The following is an 18,944-nucleotide window of genomic DNA, read 5'->3' as shown; positions in this document are numbered from 1 at the left end:
ACATAAATAAAATGAAAAAGTACTTCTATTATCTAGCAGCGGCTCTAGGGCCAATTCTGCTTCTTTCAGGTTGCGGTGACCAAAACGGTAAGGCATCCTCAAATGGAGCACTTGCATCAAATAATGCAGAGAAAGTATATGTAGCCCCTGGTGAACATGATGAGTTTTACGCATTCATGTCTGGCGGGTATAGCGGTAACGTAACCGTTTATGGTCTTCCTTCTGGGCGTATGTTTAAAGAAATTCCAGTTTTCTCTCAATTTCCAACTAACGGTTATGGATATTCAGAAGAAACAAAACCTATGTTAGAAACTTCTTTTGGTTTTATACCAACTGATGATTCTCACCACCCGGATATTTCTCAGACTAATGGTGAATTAGATGGTAGATGGCTTTTTATAAATGGAAACAACACACCGCGTATAGCTAGAATTGACCTAAAAACATTTGAAACTGCTGAGATTATAGAAGTTCCAAATAGTGCAGGTAACCACAGTTCTTCTTACATCACTGAAAATTCAGAATATGTAGTGGCAGGAACACGTTTTTCAGTTCCTATTCCACAAAGAGATATGCCTATAAAAGATTACAAAGGTAACTTTAAAGGAGCCTTGTCTTTTATTAGTGTAGAACCTGAAACTGGTAGAATGGATATAAAATTCCAATTGATCATGCCTGGTTTTAATTATGATTTATCTCACCCAGGTAGAGGTAAATCTCACGGTTGGTTTTTCTTTACAACGTATAACACAGAAGAAGCAAATTCATTGTTAGAGGTTAACGCTTCTCAAAACGATAAAGATTTTATTGCAGCGGTAAACTGGAAAAAAATTGAAGAGTATATTGAAAATGGTGGTGGTACAATGGTACCTGCAAATTATACACATAACGTGTATAGCGATGAGACTCATAGTGCTACTTCAACAATGAAGAAAGAGGTTCTAACAATAGATCCTACAAAAGTTCCGGGTGCTATATTCTTTATGCCAACACCAAAATCTCCGCATGGGGTAGACGTAAATCCAACAGGAGATTACATTATTGGTAACGGTAAGCTTTCTGCAGACCTTACAGTGTTCTCTTTTGATAAAATGATTGCTGCAATTGACGGTAAAAAGTATGATGGTGAAGCTTATGGTATTCCTATTTTAAAATTCGAAGATGTATTGGCTGGTCAAGTCAAAAGTGGAGGATTAGGTCCTTTACATACAGAGTTTGATGGTAAGGGTAATGCGTATACTACGTTCTTTATTTCTTCTGAAGTTGTAAAATGGAAAGTAGGTACATGGGAAGTTATTGATAGAAAACCAACTTTTTACTCTGTTGGTCACTGTATGATTCCTGGAGGAAATTCTGCAAAACCTTTTGGTAAATACCTGGTATCCATGAACAAGATTACAAAAGATAGGTACCTGCCAACTGGTCCAGAATTAGAACACTCTGCACAGTTGTATGATATTTCTGGAGATAAAATGGAGTTAATCTATGATTTTCCAACACATGGCGAGCCGCACTATGCAGCTGCTATCCCAGCATCTATACTAGCGCCTAAATCGCAGAAAATCTATAAACTAGCAGAAAACGAACATCAATTTGCTACAAAAAATGTTTCAGATGCAAGAGTAGTGAGAGAGGGTAATGAAGTACACGTGTATATGGCAATGATCCGTAGTCACTTTACTCCAGATAATATAGAAGGTATTAAAGTTGGTGATAAAGTATATTTCCATATCACTAACCATGAGCAAGATTTTGATGTGCCACACGGCTTTATGATGATCGGTCAACAGAATTCTGGTTTATTAATAATGCCTGGTCAAACAAAAACATCTGTTTGGGAACCTAAGCAAGAAGGGGTATGGCCATTTTACTGTACAGATTTTTGTTCTGCTTTACACCAAGAAATGCAAGGTTACGTAAGAGTTTCTCCTGCTTCATCTAATATTGACCTTTCTTGGTCTTTAGGTGAGTAAATTAAGAACAAGTAAATAAATTATTCAAACAAAAAGCAGGTCGCGTACCATGACCGACCTGCTTTTTTATTTGAGTATCAAGTTGTTTCATAGTTATGATTTTTAAGATACAATAAGATGAAAAAGGCAAGTGTAATAATGATAATTGGATCTCTATGTTTATTGGGATTGTTTGCGTTTCCACTTTGGAATATTATGTTAGGTGCGCCTCAATATCCAGATCCATTGGGTATGAATATTCATATTTCTGGCATACAGGGCGTTTCTGAATTTGATTTACAGAATATTGACGGTCTTAATCATTACATAGGTATGAAGACTATCCCTAAGGCTGATGAAATGTGGGAGTTCAATATATTTCCTTCAGTGATTATCGGTATGGTACTTTTAGGAGTGATACTGGGAATGTTAGGCTTCTTTCAAAAAATTGATTACCGGTATTTCTTAGGATGGTTTGTACTAATGTCTATCTTAGGTATTATGGGTATGTATGATTTTAATCTATGGTTAACAGACTATGGTTCAAATTTAGATCCCCATGCAATTATTAAGGTGGTAAACGAAGACGGAACACCAATGTCATATAAACCACCACTTTTTGGATATAAAAAACTATTGAATTTTGATGTAAGTTCAATGCCGGCAACAGGTGCATGGTTCATGTTCGTAGGTATGATGCTTACCGTAGTTGCTTTTTTTTTAGGATGGAAAAGTAAAAAATCATAGTAATCTCAACAAACCATAAATAACTAAATAATGAAGAATCTAGCAATAATAGGGGTCATATGTGTTCTAGTATTATCGGCATGTAATAGTGAACCTAAACCAATTACTTATGGTTCTGAAGGTTGCCATTTTTGTACTATGACTATTGTAGATAAGCAGCATGCTGCCCAATTTATGACCAAAAAAGGAAGAAGCTACTCTTTCGATGCTACAGAATGTATGCTAAACCATTTACGCGAAATAGATACTGAAACAGTCGCATTATTTCGAGTAAATAATTATACAGATCCTGGGGTTTTTATTGACGCTACACAGGCAACATATTTAATTAGTGAAAACATTCCGAGTCCTATGGGTGCATTTTTATCTGCTTTTTCAAATGAAGAGGCTGCTAAAAAAGCGCAATCAGATAATACGGGAGTTTTATATACCTGGACTGAACTAAATGAAAAGTTTAAAAAGGAAAATCCTTTTTAAACTTAATAGAGCAATTTTAAAAATTCAGACCTATTATATAGTATTTTCTTAAAGAAAAACAATATCAGTTCTACATTACCAACAAACCCAATCAAAGCATAAACCAGTAGGTAAATTTATTAGTGATAACATGATACGATACCAAAGCTTATTAATTTTTACGTTAGTACTTATGGTAACTGCAAATCTATGGGCGAAACCTATTATAATTTGCGATAGTTGTGAGGTAAATTCTATTTCAGAAGGAGTTAAAATAGCTATGGAGTTTGATACGCTTCTAGTGAAAAAAGGAACTTATAAAGAGCACAATATTCTAATAGATAAACCATTGACTTTAATAGGAGAGGATTATCCTATAATTGATGGAGAAGAGAAAGGAGAAATTATACGTATTGTATCAGATGGTGTAACGATAGATGGCTTTTTTATCATCAATGTAGGTACTAGCTATACCACGGATTATGCTGCAATCCGAGTAGTTAAAAGTGAAAATTTTCTAATTCAGAATGTAGTACTAGAAAAATTATTTTTTGGTATTTATTTAGAAAAATCTAATTACGGTAAAGTCTATCACAATAAAATAATAGGAGATGCGAAAGACGAGTATAATTCCGGAAATGGAATTCAACTTTGGTACTCGCACCATGTTGAGGTCAGCAATAATATTGTTCAAGGCGCAAGAGATGGTATTTACTTAGAGTTTTCTGATAATATTACAATAGACAATAACAAAAGCACAGGTAATTTAAGATACGGTCTACATTTTATGTTTTCAGATGATGATGTTTATACCAATAACCTTTTTGAAAATAATGGAGCAGGGGTAGCGGTTATGTTCTCTAAGGGAATAATAATGAAAGGCAATACTTTTCGTAAAAACTGGGGTACAGCTTCTTTTGGTGTTTTGTTAAAAGAAATCAATGATGCGAAAATAATTGAAAATACCTTTGAGGAGAACACTATTGGCATACATATAGAAGGTTCTAACAGAATTGAATACAAAGGGAATAATTTTATAAATAACGGATGGGGTATTAAAGTACTTGGTGCTTGTTATGCCAATTCTTTTAAGGGAAATAATTTCTTGTATAACAGTTTTGATATATCATATGACGGTAAGTTAAATGATAATGTATTTGACAGTAATTATTGGAGTGATTATACAGGTTATGATTTGGATAAGGACGGAATTGGAGACGTGCCGTATCGCCCTGTAAAATTGTTTTCTTATATCGTGAATAAAACACCAGAGTCTATTGTTCTCCTACGAAGTCTTTTTATGGATATTATTGATTTTTCTGAAAAAGTATCACCAGTGTTTACACCAGACAATTTATTGGATGCCAACCCCTTAATGACAAAAGTAAAATGATTCATATTGAAGGTTTACAGAAGAAATTTGGAAAGAACATTGTTCTTTCAGACTTAGATCTCAACATTGAGAAACCAGGTGTTTTTGCCATCTTGGGTCCTAATGGCTCGGGTAAAACTACCTTGATTAAGAGTGTTTTGGGTATGGTGGTACCAGATAAGGGAAGTATTTCTGTTTTGGGAAAATCAATTAAAAATAGCTGGAAATACCGTAAAGAGATTGATTATCTACCACAGATAGCAAATTTTCCGGGTAACTTAAAAGTGCACGAGCTTATTCGAATGATCAAAGATCTTAGACAGAGCCCAAGTGATGAAGATAGATTGATAACGCTTTTTAAACTAGAACCATTTTTAGATAAAAAACTCTCAACCTTATCAGGAGGAACAAAACAGAAAGTGAATATCGTTTTAGCTTTTATGTTTGATAGTCCGTTGTTGATTTTAGATGAGCCTACAACGGGTCTTGATCCAGCATCTTTAATTCATTTGAAAACCCTCATTAGAGAACAAAAAGAAATGAATAAAACAGTATTGATTACTTCTCATATTATGCAGTTCGTAGCAGAAGTTTCAGATATAATTGTCTATTTGTTAGAAGGTAATATTTATTTCAAAGGAAGTATTGAAGAACTGAAAACCAAAACGGGACAAACAGATTTAGAACATGCCATAGCGGCGATAGCAACCACACCAGCTCATGCTTAAAATATTAAAATACAGTTTTTACGACCTAATTCGTAGCCGATGGAGTTACGTTTATTTTTTGTTTTACCTATTGTTAGGTTTTGTATTGCTATTCTTGAACAATGATGTTTCAAAGGCAATCATAACTCTAATGAACGTTATCATAATTCTAGTGCCTTTAATTAGTACCATCTTTGGTATCATGTATTTTTATAATTCAAAAGAGTTTACAGAGCTTTTATTGGCACAGCCGGTTAAACGTTCTTCTATTTTCTTAGGGCAATACTTTGGTGTTGCGGGCTCTTTAACTTTAAGCTTGGTGTTAGGGCTTGGTATTCCGTTTGTACTTTACGGCTTATTAAAGAGTGATGCTATTTTTGACTTTACCCTGCTCTTGGTAACAGGCGCTTTTTTAACTTTAATTTTCACTGTACTAGCTTTTAATATAGCCTTGTCTAATGAAAATAAAATTAAAGGTTTTGGGTATGCTGTTTTGCTGTGGTTGTTTATGGCAGTAATTTATGACGGACTTTTTCTGATGTTTTTAATTATTTTTAAAGAGTATCCGTTAGATAGTTTTTCTCTTGGTGCAACCATTTTTAATCCAATAGATTTATCGCGAACCTTAATACTTTTAAAGTTAGATATCTCCGCACTTTTGGGATATACAGGTGCTGTTTTCAAAAAAATTTTTGGTACAGATCAAGGTCTCTTTGTGTCTATCTTTATGCTTATATTATGGACGTTATTACCAATTTGGCGATTGGTGTTCGTATCTAAGAAAAAAGACTTTTAACTTAGCCCCATAAAATGGCGGTACAAACAATTAATCTTAAGACACACACGAAGTTAGCACTGGGGTATTTTGTTTTAGCTGCGCTCTTAGGCTGTGTCTTAAGGTTTTTTAAGGTGCTTGAAATTCCTATTACCTATAAGTTTATAGTTCATACCCATTCTCATATAGCTTTGTTGGGTTGGGTATATTTGGCACTCACGACATTACTGTATAAGCTTTATTTAAGTAATGCAAAAGTTCATAAAACGTATCGGAGAATCTTCTGGTTTACACAAATCACCTTATTGGGTATGCTGTTCACCTTTCCTTTTCATGGATATGCTGCATTCTCTATTATTTTTTCAACCTTATTTCTATTTGCCTCTTATTGGTTTTCTTGGTTCTTTTTTAAGTATATTCCTTTAAAGTTTAGTACCGCGCCATCATTAAAATTTGCGAAGTCTGCCATTTTCTACCTACTACTTTCTAGTATTGGTCCATGGGCTTTGGGAGCTATAATGAATACCCTTGGAGCTACCTCTATATGGTATCGTTTAGCAATCTACTTTTATCTCCATTTTCTTTATAATGGTTGGATGATTATGGCACTTATTGCTGTTTTATTATATGCTATTGAAAAAAAGCACCATATTTTACCTCAAAGAAGTTATAATAACATCTTTATAGGATTTAATTTGGGTATCATTTTCTCTTTTTTTCTTTCAACTCTATTTTCACAACCTTCGGCACTGTATTATGTATTTGGTGGGCTAGGGGCAGTATTACAGCTTTGGGCATTTTATAATTTAGTGATTTTCTTAAGGGAAGCTAAACTGAATAAGGAAAGAATATTTTCTTTATTACATCAAAATATTTTAACAATAGTAGCAATCCTTTGGGCGGTTAAAATGGTATTGCAATTACTAAGTTCTGTGCCGTATTTTGCTAATTTGGCAGTAACGTATTTAGATTTTACAATCGGTTATTTACATTGGACGTTTTTAGGGGTAGTAACACTAAGCTTATTTCTTTTTTTGGACTATTTTAAATTACTATGTCTGAACAAAAAAATGCTCTGGTTATATGTTTTTGGCTTTTTGCTTACAGAAGCACTTATTTTTTATAAAGCTATTGTGTCATGGCAAGAGAGTACTTTAATCTCAGAATATATAGTCATTTTGGCTATAGCAAGTCTAGTTATATTAGTGGCTGTAATTGGTATATTATTAAGTAGTTACAGACTTAAAACTAAGCACTAATGTTTAAAAAAGCTCTTTTAACGTCTTAAAAAGGTGAGTCCCTCTTCTATACCCATAGTTAAATCATAAAGGCTTGTATTCTCTAGCATATCTCGCAAATCATTTCTCATTTGAACAAATCTATCGTGAACGGGACAAGGTTTATTAGCGTTACACTGTTTAAGACCCAGACCGCAACCTTCATAAACTTTGTTACCATCTATAGCATGCACAATCTGGTTAAGTTTTATTTCAGGAATTTTGATTTTATCAATCTCAAAACCTCCAGACGGACCTTTTACCGAGCTAATGATATTGCTTCTAGTTAATTGTTGTAAAACTTTAGCAGTAAAGGCAGCAGGTGAATCAATCTTCTCCGCAATCTCTTTAAAGTTTACACGAGTATCATCTAGTGATTTTAAGGCTATGTACGTCGAAGCTCTAATTCCGTATTCGCAGGCTTTTGAAAACATTGACAAATGTGTTATAGATTAAAAATATAAACGCTATTCCTGAATGAAATCATAGGAGTTAGTCTATATCATGTAAATATCAGTAATAATGGTTTTTTAGAATATGAATTATATCATAAAATAAAATTAATTACTATCAAAAATGGAGTCCAAACCGGGCTCTCTTTTTTATTTTATGAAATTAAATTCTTTTAATTCCCTAAATGCTTGTTGTAGAACACCCAAGCCTGTTTAGCAACGTCTCTACCTAATTCTAAACCTGCTATATTATCTGCTTGTATGTGGTAACCGCCCATTACTCTAGACATTCCCGCCATGTTTGCGGCTTCGGTAAATGTGGGGAAAGTTATGGTAACAGGTTTTCCGTAGAATGCAGAATCTATTTCTGTTAAAGTTCCTGGTACCAATTCAATAGACTCACCAAAATAATCATCACCGGTAAAAAGGCGCAATATTTCTGCACAACCACCACTAATGGTACTATGACCAGATGTGTAACTAGGAAACGGTGGGCAAAGAAAAATATCAGGAGAATAAGGTCTCCATTCTTGTCCTTTCATTTCAACAATACCTACACCAGGTCCGCCCCAAGCTTTAATCATCTTGTCTTTGTAATATTCATGTACAAGAGCGTAAGGTCTAGCATAGTCGTAGTACATTTTTGAATCCCAAGAAGCTATAAAGGCATCCATTGCGGTTATTTCGGTTAAGAAATACATTTTTACATCTTGGTCAAGGGTATGGTTATCTCGGCGAGAAACATCTTGCGCAAATTTCAACCAGTGTCCCGCTTGTTGAACAGACTGTGGTCCGTCTCGCATAAATTCGACCAAAGCTTTATCTTCATCGGTAAGGTTGGCCTGTAGATCAACAACTTCTTTAACTTCTTTTTTTAACTGTTCTGATCCTACCATTGGTGGCGGGCCTGGTCTAAATTGATCAGCCGATGTCATGGTGATAGGAATTACTTTTTGCCAGTAAGGAGTAAGGCATCCTGGTGCATATTGTCCGCCTTTTCCATCAGAAAAGTATTTAGGTTGCCAACGGTTGATGTCTATACTTTCATCTGCAGTATTTACCGGGCTATAATTAGTATAGTCAAAATAAGCCTCTCCGTTAGATCCTTCTACTTCGCCATATTGATTACTGCCATCATTTTTTCTTGCTTCTATTGTTGATTTAGCTGCCAAATTACCAACACCTTCAGGAGTAGTAGGGTCAGTAGAAGTATTATCTGGATCAAGACCTAATTCAACCATAAATTTCCTGAACATTTCTGTATCAGAATAGTAATATTCTTTCATGGCACCAAAAGCGGCATAACTAATAACAATTTCTTTATTTGAAAGTGTTTGCTCTGCTAATGGTCTTCTTTCTACATTTTTTAGGTAAACAGGAATTGCATTTTCATCATATACAGACCAAGCATCAAAAATAGAGACAAAGATTAAACCAAGGTAGCGAGAGGTTATCGTAGGTCTTGGTTTAAATTTTTCGGTATCGGAAGCCGTTGCATCCAACGCCATTTTTCCCCATTTATAGGCTATGTTTTCAGTTCCCTTTGGTTCTTCTACATTTTGCTGTGAAAAAGAGAGTTCTGTGTTCAACAAAACAAAGGCTGAAACTAAGAGTAAGAATCTTATCATGTGTTTGGTTTATAGGTTGTTGGTTGACTATCAAATATAATGAAGACAGTGAAAAATCTAAAATTTAGGCTGTAAGAACATTCTGTATGAAATCATTTAATTGATGCATTTGTGGTTTCCCTTTTTTCTTACCGCTTCTGCCTGCAAAATAGAGTACAAACCATATTACTACTAATATTACCATAATACCTATTTGTATATGGTACGTTCTGTTTAAAGATGCGCTGGCATATGCCCAGATACCAACAATTATAAAAAGTGTAGCAACTACGAAATGTATGAACATAAAGAATGTCCAAAGAGTAGGGTTGGGACCAAATACGCCATGTAACCGACAGCTGTGCAAATCAATTTCATCAATTTCTAAGTGAAGCTGAGGTGACCAAAAGTGATGTTCTTTTTGATTGAATTTGATGAATATATGCTCATCTAATCGTTTTATTAAAAATGGTGCTTCTTTTGTTTTTTCAAATTTTAAAAGAACAATTTCTTTGGTTGTAGGTATATCTAATTGAAACCTAGGGCGAAGCACAATTTCGTTCGGTAACGGTTTCATATTAGTAATGTTAGTTTGGCAAAAGCCATTAATTATGACACTCTATGGCACTTGAAGCTAATTCTGTTACAGGTGCTGGTGATACGTAAGGTATATCAAGACCAAGACCTCTTAGAATGAAAAGTATACCAATAATAACTACAAAAACAGGAATAGCTCTTTGTACTTTTTGACGTACACCACCTTTTAGTAGATTACTAAAATAAATTGCAGCGGTCATTAAGGGTAGGGTACCTGCACCAAAAAGAACCATGTAAAGACTACCTTGTAATGCGTCGCCCATTGCTATTGAAGCAAAAAGCGCCATGTACACCAATCCGCATGGTAAAAACCCGTTTAAGAAACCTATGGTTAAAAAGGTATCTGGTGATTTTTTCTTCAGCTCTTTCCCCAGTTGATTTTTAACTTTTGATATAATTTTATAAATGGGTTTGGAAAGATTGTATTTATTGAAGGTTTTATAAGGAATTAAAACTACCAGAATCATTAACGCCCCAATGGCAATAGAGAGTTTCTGTTGTAATCCGAATATTGAAAGCCCCTTTCCAAGTAAGCCAAATATCAGACCTATGATACCGTAAGCTAATAATCGTCCAAAGTGATATATAAATATTTGACCGAATTTTTTATAGTTGTTTGTTCTATCTACCGGAAGCATAAAGGCTATGGGTCCGCACATACCTACGCAGTGCAAACTTCCCATGAATCCTAATATGAGGGCAGATAATAGCATGTACTAAAATGTTATACTCTCTTTATGTAAAAAATCCTTTCCTTCGTGTTTCCAAAATATTTTAATGTCCCATCGACCATCCAACAATTGATTGTCAGGTATGAGCAAATGTGAATCGGATAAACTTATGGGCAAGTCAAAATCCAAATTCTTGTTGGATGGTCTGTAAAGGGACACCGTGCCAGTAACATTAGTGTCATCATAACCTTCAGGAAAAAGAATTAATAATCCTTCAGGAGAATTTTTTAATTGTATTTGCGTAGGTGCAATTTGAGCATTTTTCTCTGCATCTATCTCTTTTTGATATCCAAGTTCAGCTTTATAATACTCTTCTGTAACCAAATCATGGTTGGCATTATGGCTTGTAGTCATTGTAACCACGAAAAACATAATGAAACTAATAAATGCAACTATGGCAATTACAATACCGGTACCCCAATTAATTTTCATATTTTTCTATTTAAATCTATTTATAACTACGTGGTGCCAAAAAGCGAGCGGTAGTGGTCTCTATTAACTTGTCTTTACTGTAAACCCCTATTTTAAGGTTGTTTTTGTCACCGCTCAAAGCTGCTGCATTAATCTCAATAAACAATGTACCTTCTGCTAGAGCTTCTGGTTGAACATCAAAATTATCAGTACGTACCAGTTTAATTTCACCTTTAGGTGACATTAATTCAAAATGTACATCTTCAACCGCTTTAGTGGTTTTGTTCAATAATTTATAGGTAAACACATTACTAATGATATTCCCTTCTTTATGTTCGTAAAGTTGACCAGGTAATCTAAGAATATTTGCTTCCAAATCATTTCTTAAGAACATCATACCAACAAGGACTCCGGTTAAAATTACCAGTACTGCGGTATATCCTTTTAAGCGTGGTGTAAATTTGAACTTTTCCTTTTTGGTGATTTCATCTTCACTTGCATATCGGATCAATCCTTTAGGTAGATTTACCTTTTCCATTATGGTATCGCACTCATCAATACACGCAGTACAGTTTACACATTCTAGTTGCGTTCCGTTTCTAATATCTATTCCCGTAGGGCAAACGTTTACACATTGAAAACAGTCTATACAATCACCATGGCCAAGTTCTTCGCGATTTTCGTTCTTACGCCATTTTTTTCTACCGTTTTCAGCTTCTCCACGTTTATGGTCATAAGCAACAACAATAGATTTGTTATCCAACAAAACCCCTTGCATACGTCCGTAAGGACAGGCAATAATGCACACTTGCTCTCTAAACCAAGCGAAAACAAAATAGAATACCGCTGTAAAAATCAACAGCGAAACCATGGTGCTTACATGTTGAGTAGGACCATCTGTTATATATTGAATTAAACGATCGCTACCAATAAGATATGCAAGAAATACATTAGCTATGATAAATGATATAATAAAAAAGATAAACCATTTCAATGTACGTTTACGAATCTTCTCTGCGTTCCATTCTTGTCTGTCTAGGCGAATTTGAGCACCGCGATCTCCATCGATCCAAAATTCTATTCTACGAAAGACCATTTCCATGAAAATAGTCTGCGGGCACATCCATCCACAGAAAATACGTCCAAAGGCTACTGTAAATAGCGCAATGAAAACTACTCCAATAATCATTGAGATTACAAAGAGGTGGAAATCTTGTGGATAAAAAGGGAAACCAAAAATGTTAAAACGTCTTTCTAAGACATTGAACATTAAAAATTGGTTGCCGTTTATTTTAATGAAGGGAGAAAATATCAAAAAGGCAAGCAGCACGTAACTTACATATTTACGGTACTCGTAAAGTTTACCACTTGGCTTTTTTGGGAATACCCAAGCACGCTTACCATCTTCTTTAATGGTGCCTATGGAATCTCTAAAATTATCTTGATCTTGCGACATTTTCTCTCTCTTTATGTGCTTTGAGAGGTTTTACACTCTCATTGTATTCAGTTCATGGTAACCGAAGCAGAATCAATTGCTACTTCTGGCATTGTTTGTTCAGCTGGAGCTTCTTGTGCGGGCGCATTTGGGTCTACCCATATATCACCTTCAGGTGCTTTTGGATTGGCAGCTGTAGTACCTTGAAAACTTAAGACATAACTTGCTACCTGTGCAATCTCTGCAGGTTTTAAGTTTTGTTTCCAGGCGATCATACCTTTACCATCACGACCACCTTCAGATATGGTGTGAAATACGTTTTTAATACCGCCACCAAGAATCCAGTTTTGATCTGTTAGGTTAGGTCCAATTCCACCGCCACCATCAGCCATATGACAGGCAACACAGTTACCTTCAAAAATGCCTTTACCGGCACTAAGGTCTGATGCATCAGTTAAAAGTTCGACCGTATTGGCATCAACAAGACCTTTTGCTGTTTTTTTGTATTCCTCAATTTCTAATTGAGCAGCAGCTACTTCTTGTTCATATTCCATAGTTTGGTTATAGTCGTTAAAGACATGAAAACGAAGTAAGTATACTACGCCAAAAACAATAGAAGCATAAAATAGATATACCCACCATGGCGGTAAATTATTATCCAACTCGCGAATACCATCGTAGTCGTGATCTAGTATAATTTCACCTTCTGCCTCCATAGGTTTAGTGCCCAACATTTTGTTGTACATTTTTTTACCCCATGTCCATTCCCATTTTTCTTCCTTAGCAGCTAGATAACGAACTTTTGCTTCTTCGTCAAGTGTATTGTAAAGCACATTTTCAATGGCTTGTACAATAAAGGCAATAGCTATTAATAGTAACAGGATAAGTGCCATAAAACCGAACATCATAGTAGGGTAGGCTAGAAAAGCCGGCTTGTCTCCACTATCAATATAAACTTCCATGAGTACGATGACCAAGAAAAAAGCTACTGTTATTCTTAACCACCAGGCTGTATTGTTTTTCATAATTCGTTGTTTAGTTGGTTATCTTCTTCTAAAGGCAATTCGCTAACTTCTTTTATGTATGATTTTGAGGCTGTAATTACCCACCAGAATAACAATGTGAAAAACACAAAGAAGATAAGTAATGATATCATGGGGTAGGTTGCTACACCATCTATTGTTTCCATGTAACCTTTTACAAATTTGAACATGATTTTTTAGTTTTATTTATCAGATAATAATTCACCAGTTTCCTTCACCTTAATATCTGTACCTAATCTTTGTAGGTAAGCAATTAAGGATACAATTTCACGGTCTCTCATTTCTATGAATTCTTCACCGTTTTCTGCAGCATATTTTTTGTCAGCTTCGTAAGATCTTGCAAAATCGGGATCACTATATAAGTTCTTCTCAATTTTCTCTGCCTGTGCATCCATTAGAGCATCAGCATTTGCAATTTCTTCTTCTGAGTAAGGAACGCCCAAAGTTACCATAGCTTCCATTTTAGCTTGTATATCACTACGGTCATGCTCATCACGTATCATCCAAGAATAAGAAGGCATAATAGAACCAGACGATGTACTTTGTGGATCATACATATGGTTTAAATGCCAGTTGTCAGAGTACTTGCCCCCAATTCTTAATAAATCTGGACCAGTACGTTTACTACCCCAAAGGAATGGGTGATCGTAAACGAATTCACCAGCTTTGGCATATTCACCATAACGTTCAACCTCACTTCTAAATGGACGAACCATTTGAGAGTGACAACTTACACAACCCTCACGAATATATAGATCACGACCCTCTAATTCTAAAGGAGTATATGGTTTTACACTGGTAATTGTGGGTATGTTAGATTTCACCAAAATGGTAGGTACAATTTGTATGATACCACCAATCAAAATAGCTACGGTAGCTAAAATGGTTAATTGAATAGGCTTACGCTCTAACCAAGTATGGAAAGTTTCACCTGCTGTTCTATGTTTAGAAACACGTGTAAGTGCAGCCGCTTCCGCTAACTCATCTTCTATAGTACTTCCAGATTTAATAGTACGAACAACGTTATAAATCATAACACAAGCTCCTACAATGTAAAGGCTACCACCAATGGCACGCATCCAGTACATAGGCATAATTTCATGTACGGTTTCTAAGAAGTTACCATAAACCAAAGTACCATCTGGATTAAATTCTTTCCACATTAAAGCTTGTGTAAATCCAGCTACATACATAGGTAGGGTATATAGAATAATACCTAAAGTACCGATCCAAAAGTGGAAGTTCGCCAAACCGATAGAGAACAATTTATTCTTGGTCATTTTAGGTACCAACCAGTAGATCATACCAAAGGTTAAGAAACCGTTCCATGCCAATGCTCCAACATGTACGTGAGCAATAATCCAATCACTAAAGTGGGCAATTGCGTTTACGTTTTTAAGAGAAAGTAAAGGACCTTCAAAGGTTGCCATACCATAACCGGTAATTGCAACAACCATAAATTTTAAAACAGGATCGGTACGTACTTTATCCCAAGCACCTCTTAAAGTTAGAAGTCCGTTAATCATACCACCCCATGATGGAGCTAAAAGCATAATAGAGAAGGCAACACCTAAATTCTGAGCCCAATCTGGCAAAGCAGAATATAATAAGTGGTGTGGTCCTGCCCAGATATATATAAAAATCAATGACCAGAAGTGAACTATAGATAGTCTATAAGAGTACACCGGTCTGTTGGCCGCTTTAGGAACAAAGTAATACATAAGACCTAGGAACGGAGTAGTCAAGAAAAATGCAACCGCATTATGGCCGTACCACCATTGTACCAACGCATCTTGAACACCAGCGTAAACCGAGTAGCTTTTTAATGCACTAACAGGTAATTCTAAACTATTGAAAATATGAAGTACCGCTACAGTTACAAAAGTTGCTAGGTAAAACCAGATAGCAACATATAAATGACGCTGTCTTCTTTTGATCATCGTACCAATAAGGTTAACACCAAAAGCAACCCATACTACAGCGATAGCTAAATCAATAGGCCATTCAAGTTCAGCATATTCTTTAGAACTTGTGTATCCTAAAGGTAAGGTTATAGCGGCGGCTACAATAATTGCCTGCCAGCCCCAAAAATTGAATTTACTTAGAAAGTCACTATACATACGCGCCTTTAGAAGACGTTGCGTAGAGTAGTAGACCCCTGCGTAGATAGCATTACCTACAAATGCAAAAATTACCGCGTTGGTGTGCAACGGGCGTAAGCGACCAAAACTTAACCATGATATACCATCTGTTAAATTGGGGAACATGAACATAAAGGCCAATAATAAGCCTACAGACATACCTACAATACCCCAGAACATGGTTGCATAAAGGAAATTTTTCACGATTTTGTTATCGTAATAAAACTGCTGTACTTCCATAATTATACTTGTTTATTTAGTTGGATTTTCTCTTGTTTAAACTCTTTTGTAACTGTCTTTTTAGGTTTGACCAATTCATCTTCAAATAGCATACGAACAGATGGTGTGTAAGAATCATCGTATTGTCCTTGTTTGACAGACACGATAAAGGCAATGAAAAAGATAATCGCCACAACTAGACTAATAGCTAGTAAAACATAAATAACACTCATACCTACCTGAATTATTCGGTAAAAATAAGTGGGTTGTATACCTTAGAAAATGACAAATGTCATACTTTAAAATTTTTCTTAAAAAACTTAAATATATTAGATGATAGGGTAATCAGTGATAGGTTATATTATGTTGTAAGTGAGTGATTTAAAATAATATTTACAGTGAAGAATAATATTTCGATTATGTTAAAATATATGATTTATATTTTTCTGATAAGATGAATGTAAATTGCAGAATAAGTTAGTCCTAATTAAATTTTTACTTGAATTAGTATTCATCAGATTACGGCAATTTTCTACCAAGTAGGTTGGTCATAATCGTAGTGAAAATAACAATACTGATAGAGCTTAATGGCATGAGTATCGCCGCAATAACAGGCTCTAATTGTCCAGTAATCGCAAAATAAAGTCCTACACAATTATATAGCAGCGATAGCATAAAGCTCATTTTAATAATACGTATTGCTTTCTTTGAAGCCAAAATATAACTGTATAACTGTTTAAATTTTGTAGCATCTAAAATAGCATCGCAGGCAGGGGAGAAGACATTAATGTTTTCTGATATGGCTATACCTACATTGCTTTGTGCCAGCGCTCCTGCATCGTTTAATCCGTCGCCCACCATTAGTACTTTTTTTCCTTGATCTTGTAACGTTTTTATGAACTTTAATTTCGTTTCAGGTTTCTGATTGAAGTAGAGTGGAGTCAATTTTGGTAACAATGCTTCTAGTCGCTCTTTTTCTCCTTCATTATCACCAGAAAGTATCGCTAGGTTTAAGGTTTCTGACATGTTTTTAAAGACTGTTGAGAGTCCGTCACGATATTGATTTTGAAATACATATCTACCTTTATAGTCATTATTAGAACTGATATAGATAGAAGTGTCTAGCACATTATCTGGATTAGTTTTACCAACAAAATTGGCAGAACCAATTTTCATATTTATGTCATCTTTAGAACTTTCTAATCCCTTTCCAACATGTTCTTCGTATTCATCTAAGGTTATGATATTCTGTTCTTTAAGTAGATCATATAAAGATCTGCTTAAAGGGTGGTTAGAAGCTCTAATGGTATTTTTTAAGATAGATTCCTCCTCAGGGGTCAAAGGCATTCCTTCGTAGTGCGCTGTACTTTTTTGCGTAGTTGTGATTGTTCCTGTTTTATCAAAAATTGCAGTATCAATTTTTGCTAATTGTTCTATGGTCTGCGTGTTTTTAATGTAGAATTTTTTCTTGCCAAAAATGCGAAGCATATTGCCCAATGTAAATGGTGATGCCAATGCTATAGCACATGGGCAGGCAATTATTAATACCGCCGTAAAAACGTTCAAAGCTTTAGATGGGTCGTAAAATAACCAGAATGTAGTTGCGGTAAAGGCTATTGAAAGTACTGTGATAGTAAAGCGTCTGCCAATGCTATCGGTTAGATTTTGAAAGGCATTTGCTTTATCCGTCTTAAAAACGGCATTTCCCCATAATTGGGTCAAATAACTTTGCGAGACAGATTTTAGGGCAATCATTTCGATAACTCCGTTTAGTTGCTTTCCACCTGCAAATATTTGTTCACCGGTATTTTTTGATACGGGTTCAGATTCTCCAGAAACAAAACTGTAGTCTATTTGTGCATTACCGTATACCAATGTACCGTCTACGGGAATCATTTCTTCATTTCGTATAAGTATTCTATCACCTTTTACAATTTCTTGTACAGGAACCGTTTCTTCTTTACCACTAGTATTTAATCTTGTAATGGCAATGGGGAAGTATGACTTATAATCGCGTTCAAAAGATAAAAAGCTGTAGGTTCTTTGTTGAAAGAATTTACCTAGTAAAAGAAAGAAAACCAGTCCTGTTAGGGAATCAAAAAAACCACTTCCTAAATCAAAAGTAATATCAAAAGTACTTCTTAGAAAAAGTACTAGAATACCAAGGGCTATGGGTACATCTATGTTTAAAAGTTTTGCGCGTAATCCTTTATAGGCAGAAACAAAATAATCCCATCCTGCATAGAAAACTACCGGTAGTGAAAATATGAACATCATCCATCTAAATAGATTTTGATATTTATTCAGCCAAAATTCACCACCCGATGCCGCGCTTGATCCTAAATCAAAATACTCAGGAAATGAAAGAAACATGACATTGCCAAAAGCGAAACCGGCAACGCCTAATTTATAAATGAGGCTTCTGTCTGTAACCTTCTTTTTACCATCAAAATCTTCTAACGAAATATAAGGCTCATATCCAATTTTTGCTAAAAGCAAGACTAAGTTTTTTAAGCTGAAACCCTCTTGCTTATAGGTGATACGTATTGTTTTCTTGGGAAAATCTACTTGAGAATTGGTGACATGGCTGTTCAGCTTATTTAAATTCTCTAGAATCCAAATACACGAACTACAGTGTATAGTGGGTATATAAAGGTTAATGATTTGAATGTTGCCATCATTGAACTCCGTTAGTTTAGAAATGATTTCTTCATTATCCAGAAAATCATATTTTCCTTCTATAGCTTTTGGAGTAGTACCTGCCGCCGCTTGTAGTTCATAATAATGAGACAAGTCGTTACTGGAAAAAATTTCATAGACAGTTTTACAACCGGCACAACAGAACGATTTTTCATCAAATGTTATGAGTTGTCTTTCACAAGGATCGCCGCAATGGTAACAATTTGTAGCCTGCATAAATTTAAACTAATAAGTTTGGCAAAGGTGAAAATCATACACAATCTAAAACATGATAATTGTCAGTTAATACATTCGCAGGCTTGTTTATTTTTGGCGGATAATA

The 18,944-nt window shown here is 35.1% G+C and carries 18 protein-coding genes; 7 read left to right on the top strand and 11 right to left on the bottom strand.

Annotation, left to right across the window (positions count from 1 at the left end):
- Positions 1-11 precede the first annotated feature (11 nt).
- From nosZ to P178_RS0117960, 7 genes are all read left to right on the top strand, one after another.
- Entirely contained in the window at positions 12-1,973 is a 1,962-nt protein-coding gene (gene nosZ / locus P178_RS0117990) for a Sec-dependent nitrous-oxide reductase (protein WP_027067541.1), read from the top strand.
- Positions 1,974-2,090: 117 nt separating this feature from the next.
- Positions 2,091-2,699, top strand: coding sequence for a hypothetical protein (locus P178_RS0117985; RefSeq protein ID WP_027067540.1), 609 nt, complete (start codon positions 2,091-2,093; stop codon positions 2,697-2,699).
- Between the two features lie 30 nt (positions 2,700-2,729).
- On the top strand, positions 2,730-3,176 hold the full coding sequence (locus P178_RS0117980; protein ID WP_027067539.1) for a nitrous oxide reductase accessory protein NosL: 447 nt from the start codon (positions 2,730-2,732) through the stop codon (positions 3,174-3,176).
- Between the two features lie 130 nt (positions 3,177-3,306).
- Positions 3,307-4,548: a nitrous oxide reductase family maturation protein NosD gene (locus tag P178_RS0117975; protein ID WP_036147115.1), complete on the top strand. Its 1,242-nt coding sequence runs from the start codon at positions 3,307-3,309 to the stop codon at positions 4,546-4,548.
- A complete protein-coding gene (locus tag P178_RS0117970) occupies positions 4,545-5,255 on the top strand; it encodes an ABC transporter ATP-binding protein (RefSeq protein WP_027067537.1) in 711 nt (236 codons plus the stop codon). Before P178_RS0117975 ends, P178_RS0117970 begins: the two co-directional genes overlap by 4 nt.
- Positions 5,248-6,030, top strand: a complete 783-nt coding sequence (locus P178_RS0117965) for an ABC transporter permease (RefSeq protein ID WP_027067536.1) — start codon at positions 5,248-5,250, stop codon at positions 6,028-6,030. Before P178_RS0117970 ends, P178_RS0117965 begins: the two co-directional genes overlap by 8 nt.
- 14 nt (positions 6,031-6,044) lie before the next feature.
- Complete coding sequence (locus tag P178_RS0117960; RefSeq protein WP_036147112.1) at positions 6,045-7,268, top strand: hypothetical protein; 1,224 nt, start codon at positions 6,045-6,047, stop codon at positions 7,266-7,268.
- A gap of 17 nt (positions 7,269-7,285) precedes the next feature.
- Here the strand turns inward: P178_RS0117960 and P178_RS0117955 are convergent, their stop codons facing one another.
- From P178_RS0117955 to P178_RS0117905, 11 genes are all read right to left on the bottom strand, one after another.
- Positions 7,286-7,720 (bottom strand): RrF2 family transcriptional regulator, encoded by a 435-nt coding sequence (locus tag P178_RS0117955; protein WP_027067534.1) that lies wholly within the window; start codon positions 7,718-7,720, stop codon positions 7,286-7,288.
- Positions 7,721-7,911: 191 nt separating this feature from the next.
- On the bottom strand, positions 7,912-9,366 hold the full coding sequence (locus P178_RS22325; RefSeq protein WP_081819471.1) for a vanadium-dependent haloperoxidase: 1,455 nt from the start codon (positions 9,364-9,366) through the stop codon (positions 7,912-7,914).
- A gap of 64 nt (positions 9,367-9,430) precedes the next feature.
- On the bottom strand, positions 9,431-9,922 hold the full coding sequence (locus P178_RS0117945; RefSeq protein WP_027067533.1) for a hypothetical protein: 492 nt from the start codon (positions 9,920-9,922) through the stop codon (positions 9,431-9,433).
- Positions 9,923-9,950: 28 nt separating this feature from the next.
- Positions 9,951-10,655: a sulfite exporter TauE/SafE family protein gene (locus tag P178_RS0117940; protein WP_027067532.1), complete on the bottom strand. Its 705-nt coding sequence runs from the start codon at positions 10,653-10,655 to the stop codon at positions 9,951-9,953.
- Between the two features lie 3 nt (positions 10,656-10,658).
- Complete coding sequence (locus P178_RS0117935) at positions 10,659-11,105, bottom strand: FixH family protein (protein WP_027067531.1); 447 nt, start codon at positions 11,103-11,105, stop codon at positions 10,659-10,661.
- A gap of 16 nt (positions 11,106-11,121) precedes the next feature.
- Positions 11,122-12,540, bottom strand: a complete 1,419-nt coding sequence (ccoG, locus tag P178_RS0117930; protein ID WP_027067530.1) for a cytochrome c oxidase accessory protein CcoG — start codon at positions 12,538-12,540, stop codon at positions 11,122-11,124.
- A gap of 47 nt (positions 12,541-12,587) precedes the next feature.
- Positions 12,588-13,544 (bottom strand): cbb3-type cytochrome c oxidase N-terminal domain-containing protein, encoded by a 957-nt coding sequence (locus P178_RS0117925; protein ID WP_027067529.1) that lies wholly within the window; start codon positions 13,542-13,544, stop codon positions 12,588-12,590.
- A complete protein-coding gene (locus tag P178_RS0117920) occupies positions 13,541-13,732 on the bottom strand; it encodes a cytochrome c oxidase subunit IV (protein WP_027067528.1) in 192 nt (63 codons plus the stop codon). Before P178_RS0117920 ends, P178_RS0117925 begins: the two co-directional genes overlap by 4 nt.
- A gap of 12 nt (positions 13,733-13,744) precedes the next feature.
- Positions 13,745-15,943, bottom strand: a complete 2,199-nt coding sequence (gene ccoN, locus P178_RS0117915) for a cytochrome-c oxidase, cbb3-type subunit I (RefSeq protein WP_027067527.1) — start codon at positions 15,941-15,943, stop codon at positions 13,745-13,747.
- A 2-nt stretch (positions 15,944-15,945) separates the two neighbouring features.
- A complete protein-coding gene (ccoS, locus tag P178_RS0117910; protein WP_027067526.1) occupies positions 15,946-16,155 on the bottom strand; it encodes a cbb3-type cytochrome oxidase assembly protein CcoS in 210 nt (69 codons plus the stop codon).
- Positions 16,156-16,441: 286 nt separating this feature from the next.
- Complete coding sequence (locus tag P178_RS0117905; RefSeq protein WP_027067525.1) at positions 16,442-18,838, bottom strand: heavy metal translocating P-type ATPase; 2,397 nt, start codon at positions 18,836-18,838, stop codon at positions 16,442-16,444.
- Positions 18,839-18,944: the final 106 nt, after the last annotated feature.

It is taken from the genome of Maribacter sp. Hel_I_7, assembly GCF_000688315.1.
GTDB lineage: Bacteria > Bacteroidota > Bacteroidia > Flavobacteriales > Flavobacteriaceae > Maribacter > Maribacter stanieri.
The sequence above is the reverse complement of the archived record's forward strand: the minus strand, read 5'-3'. Positions and strand labels throughout refer to the sequence as shown.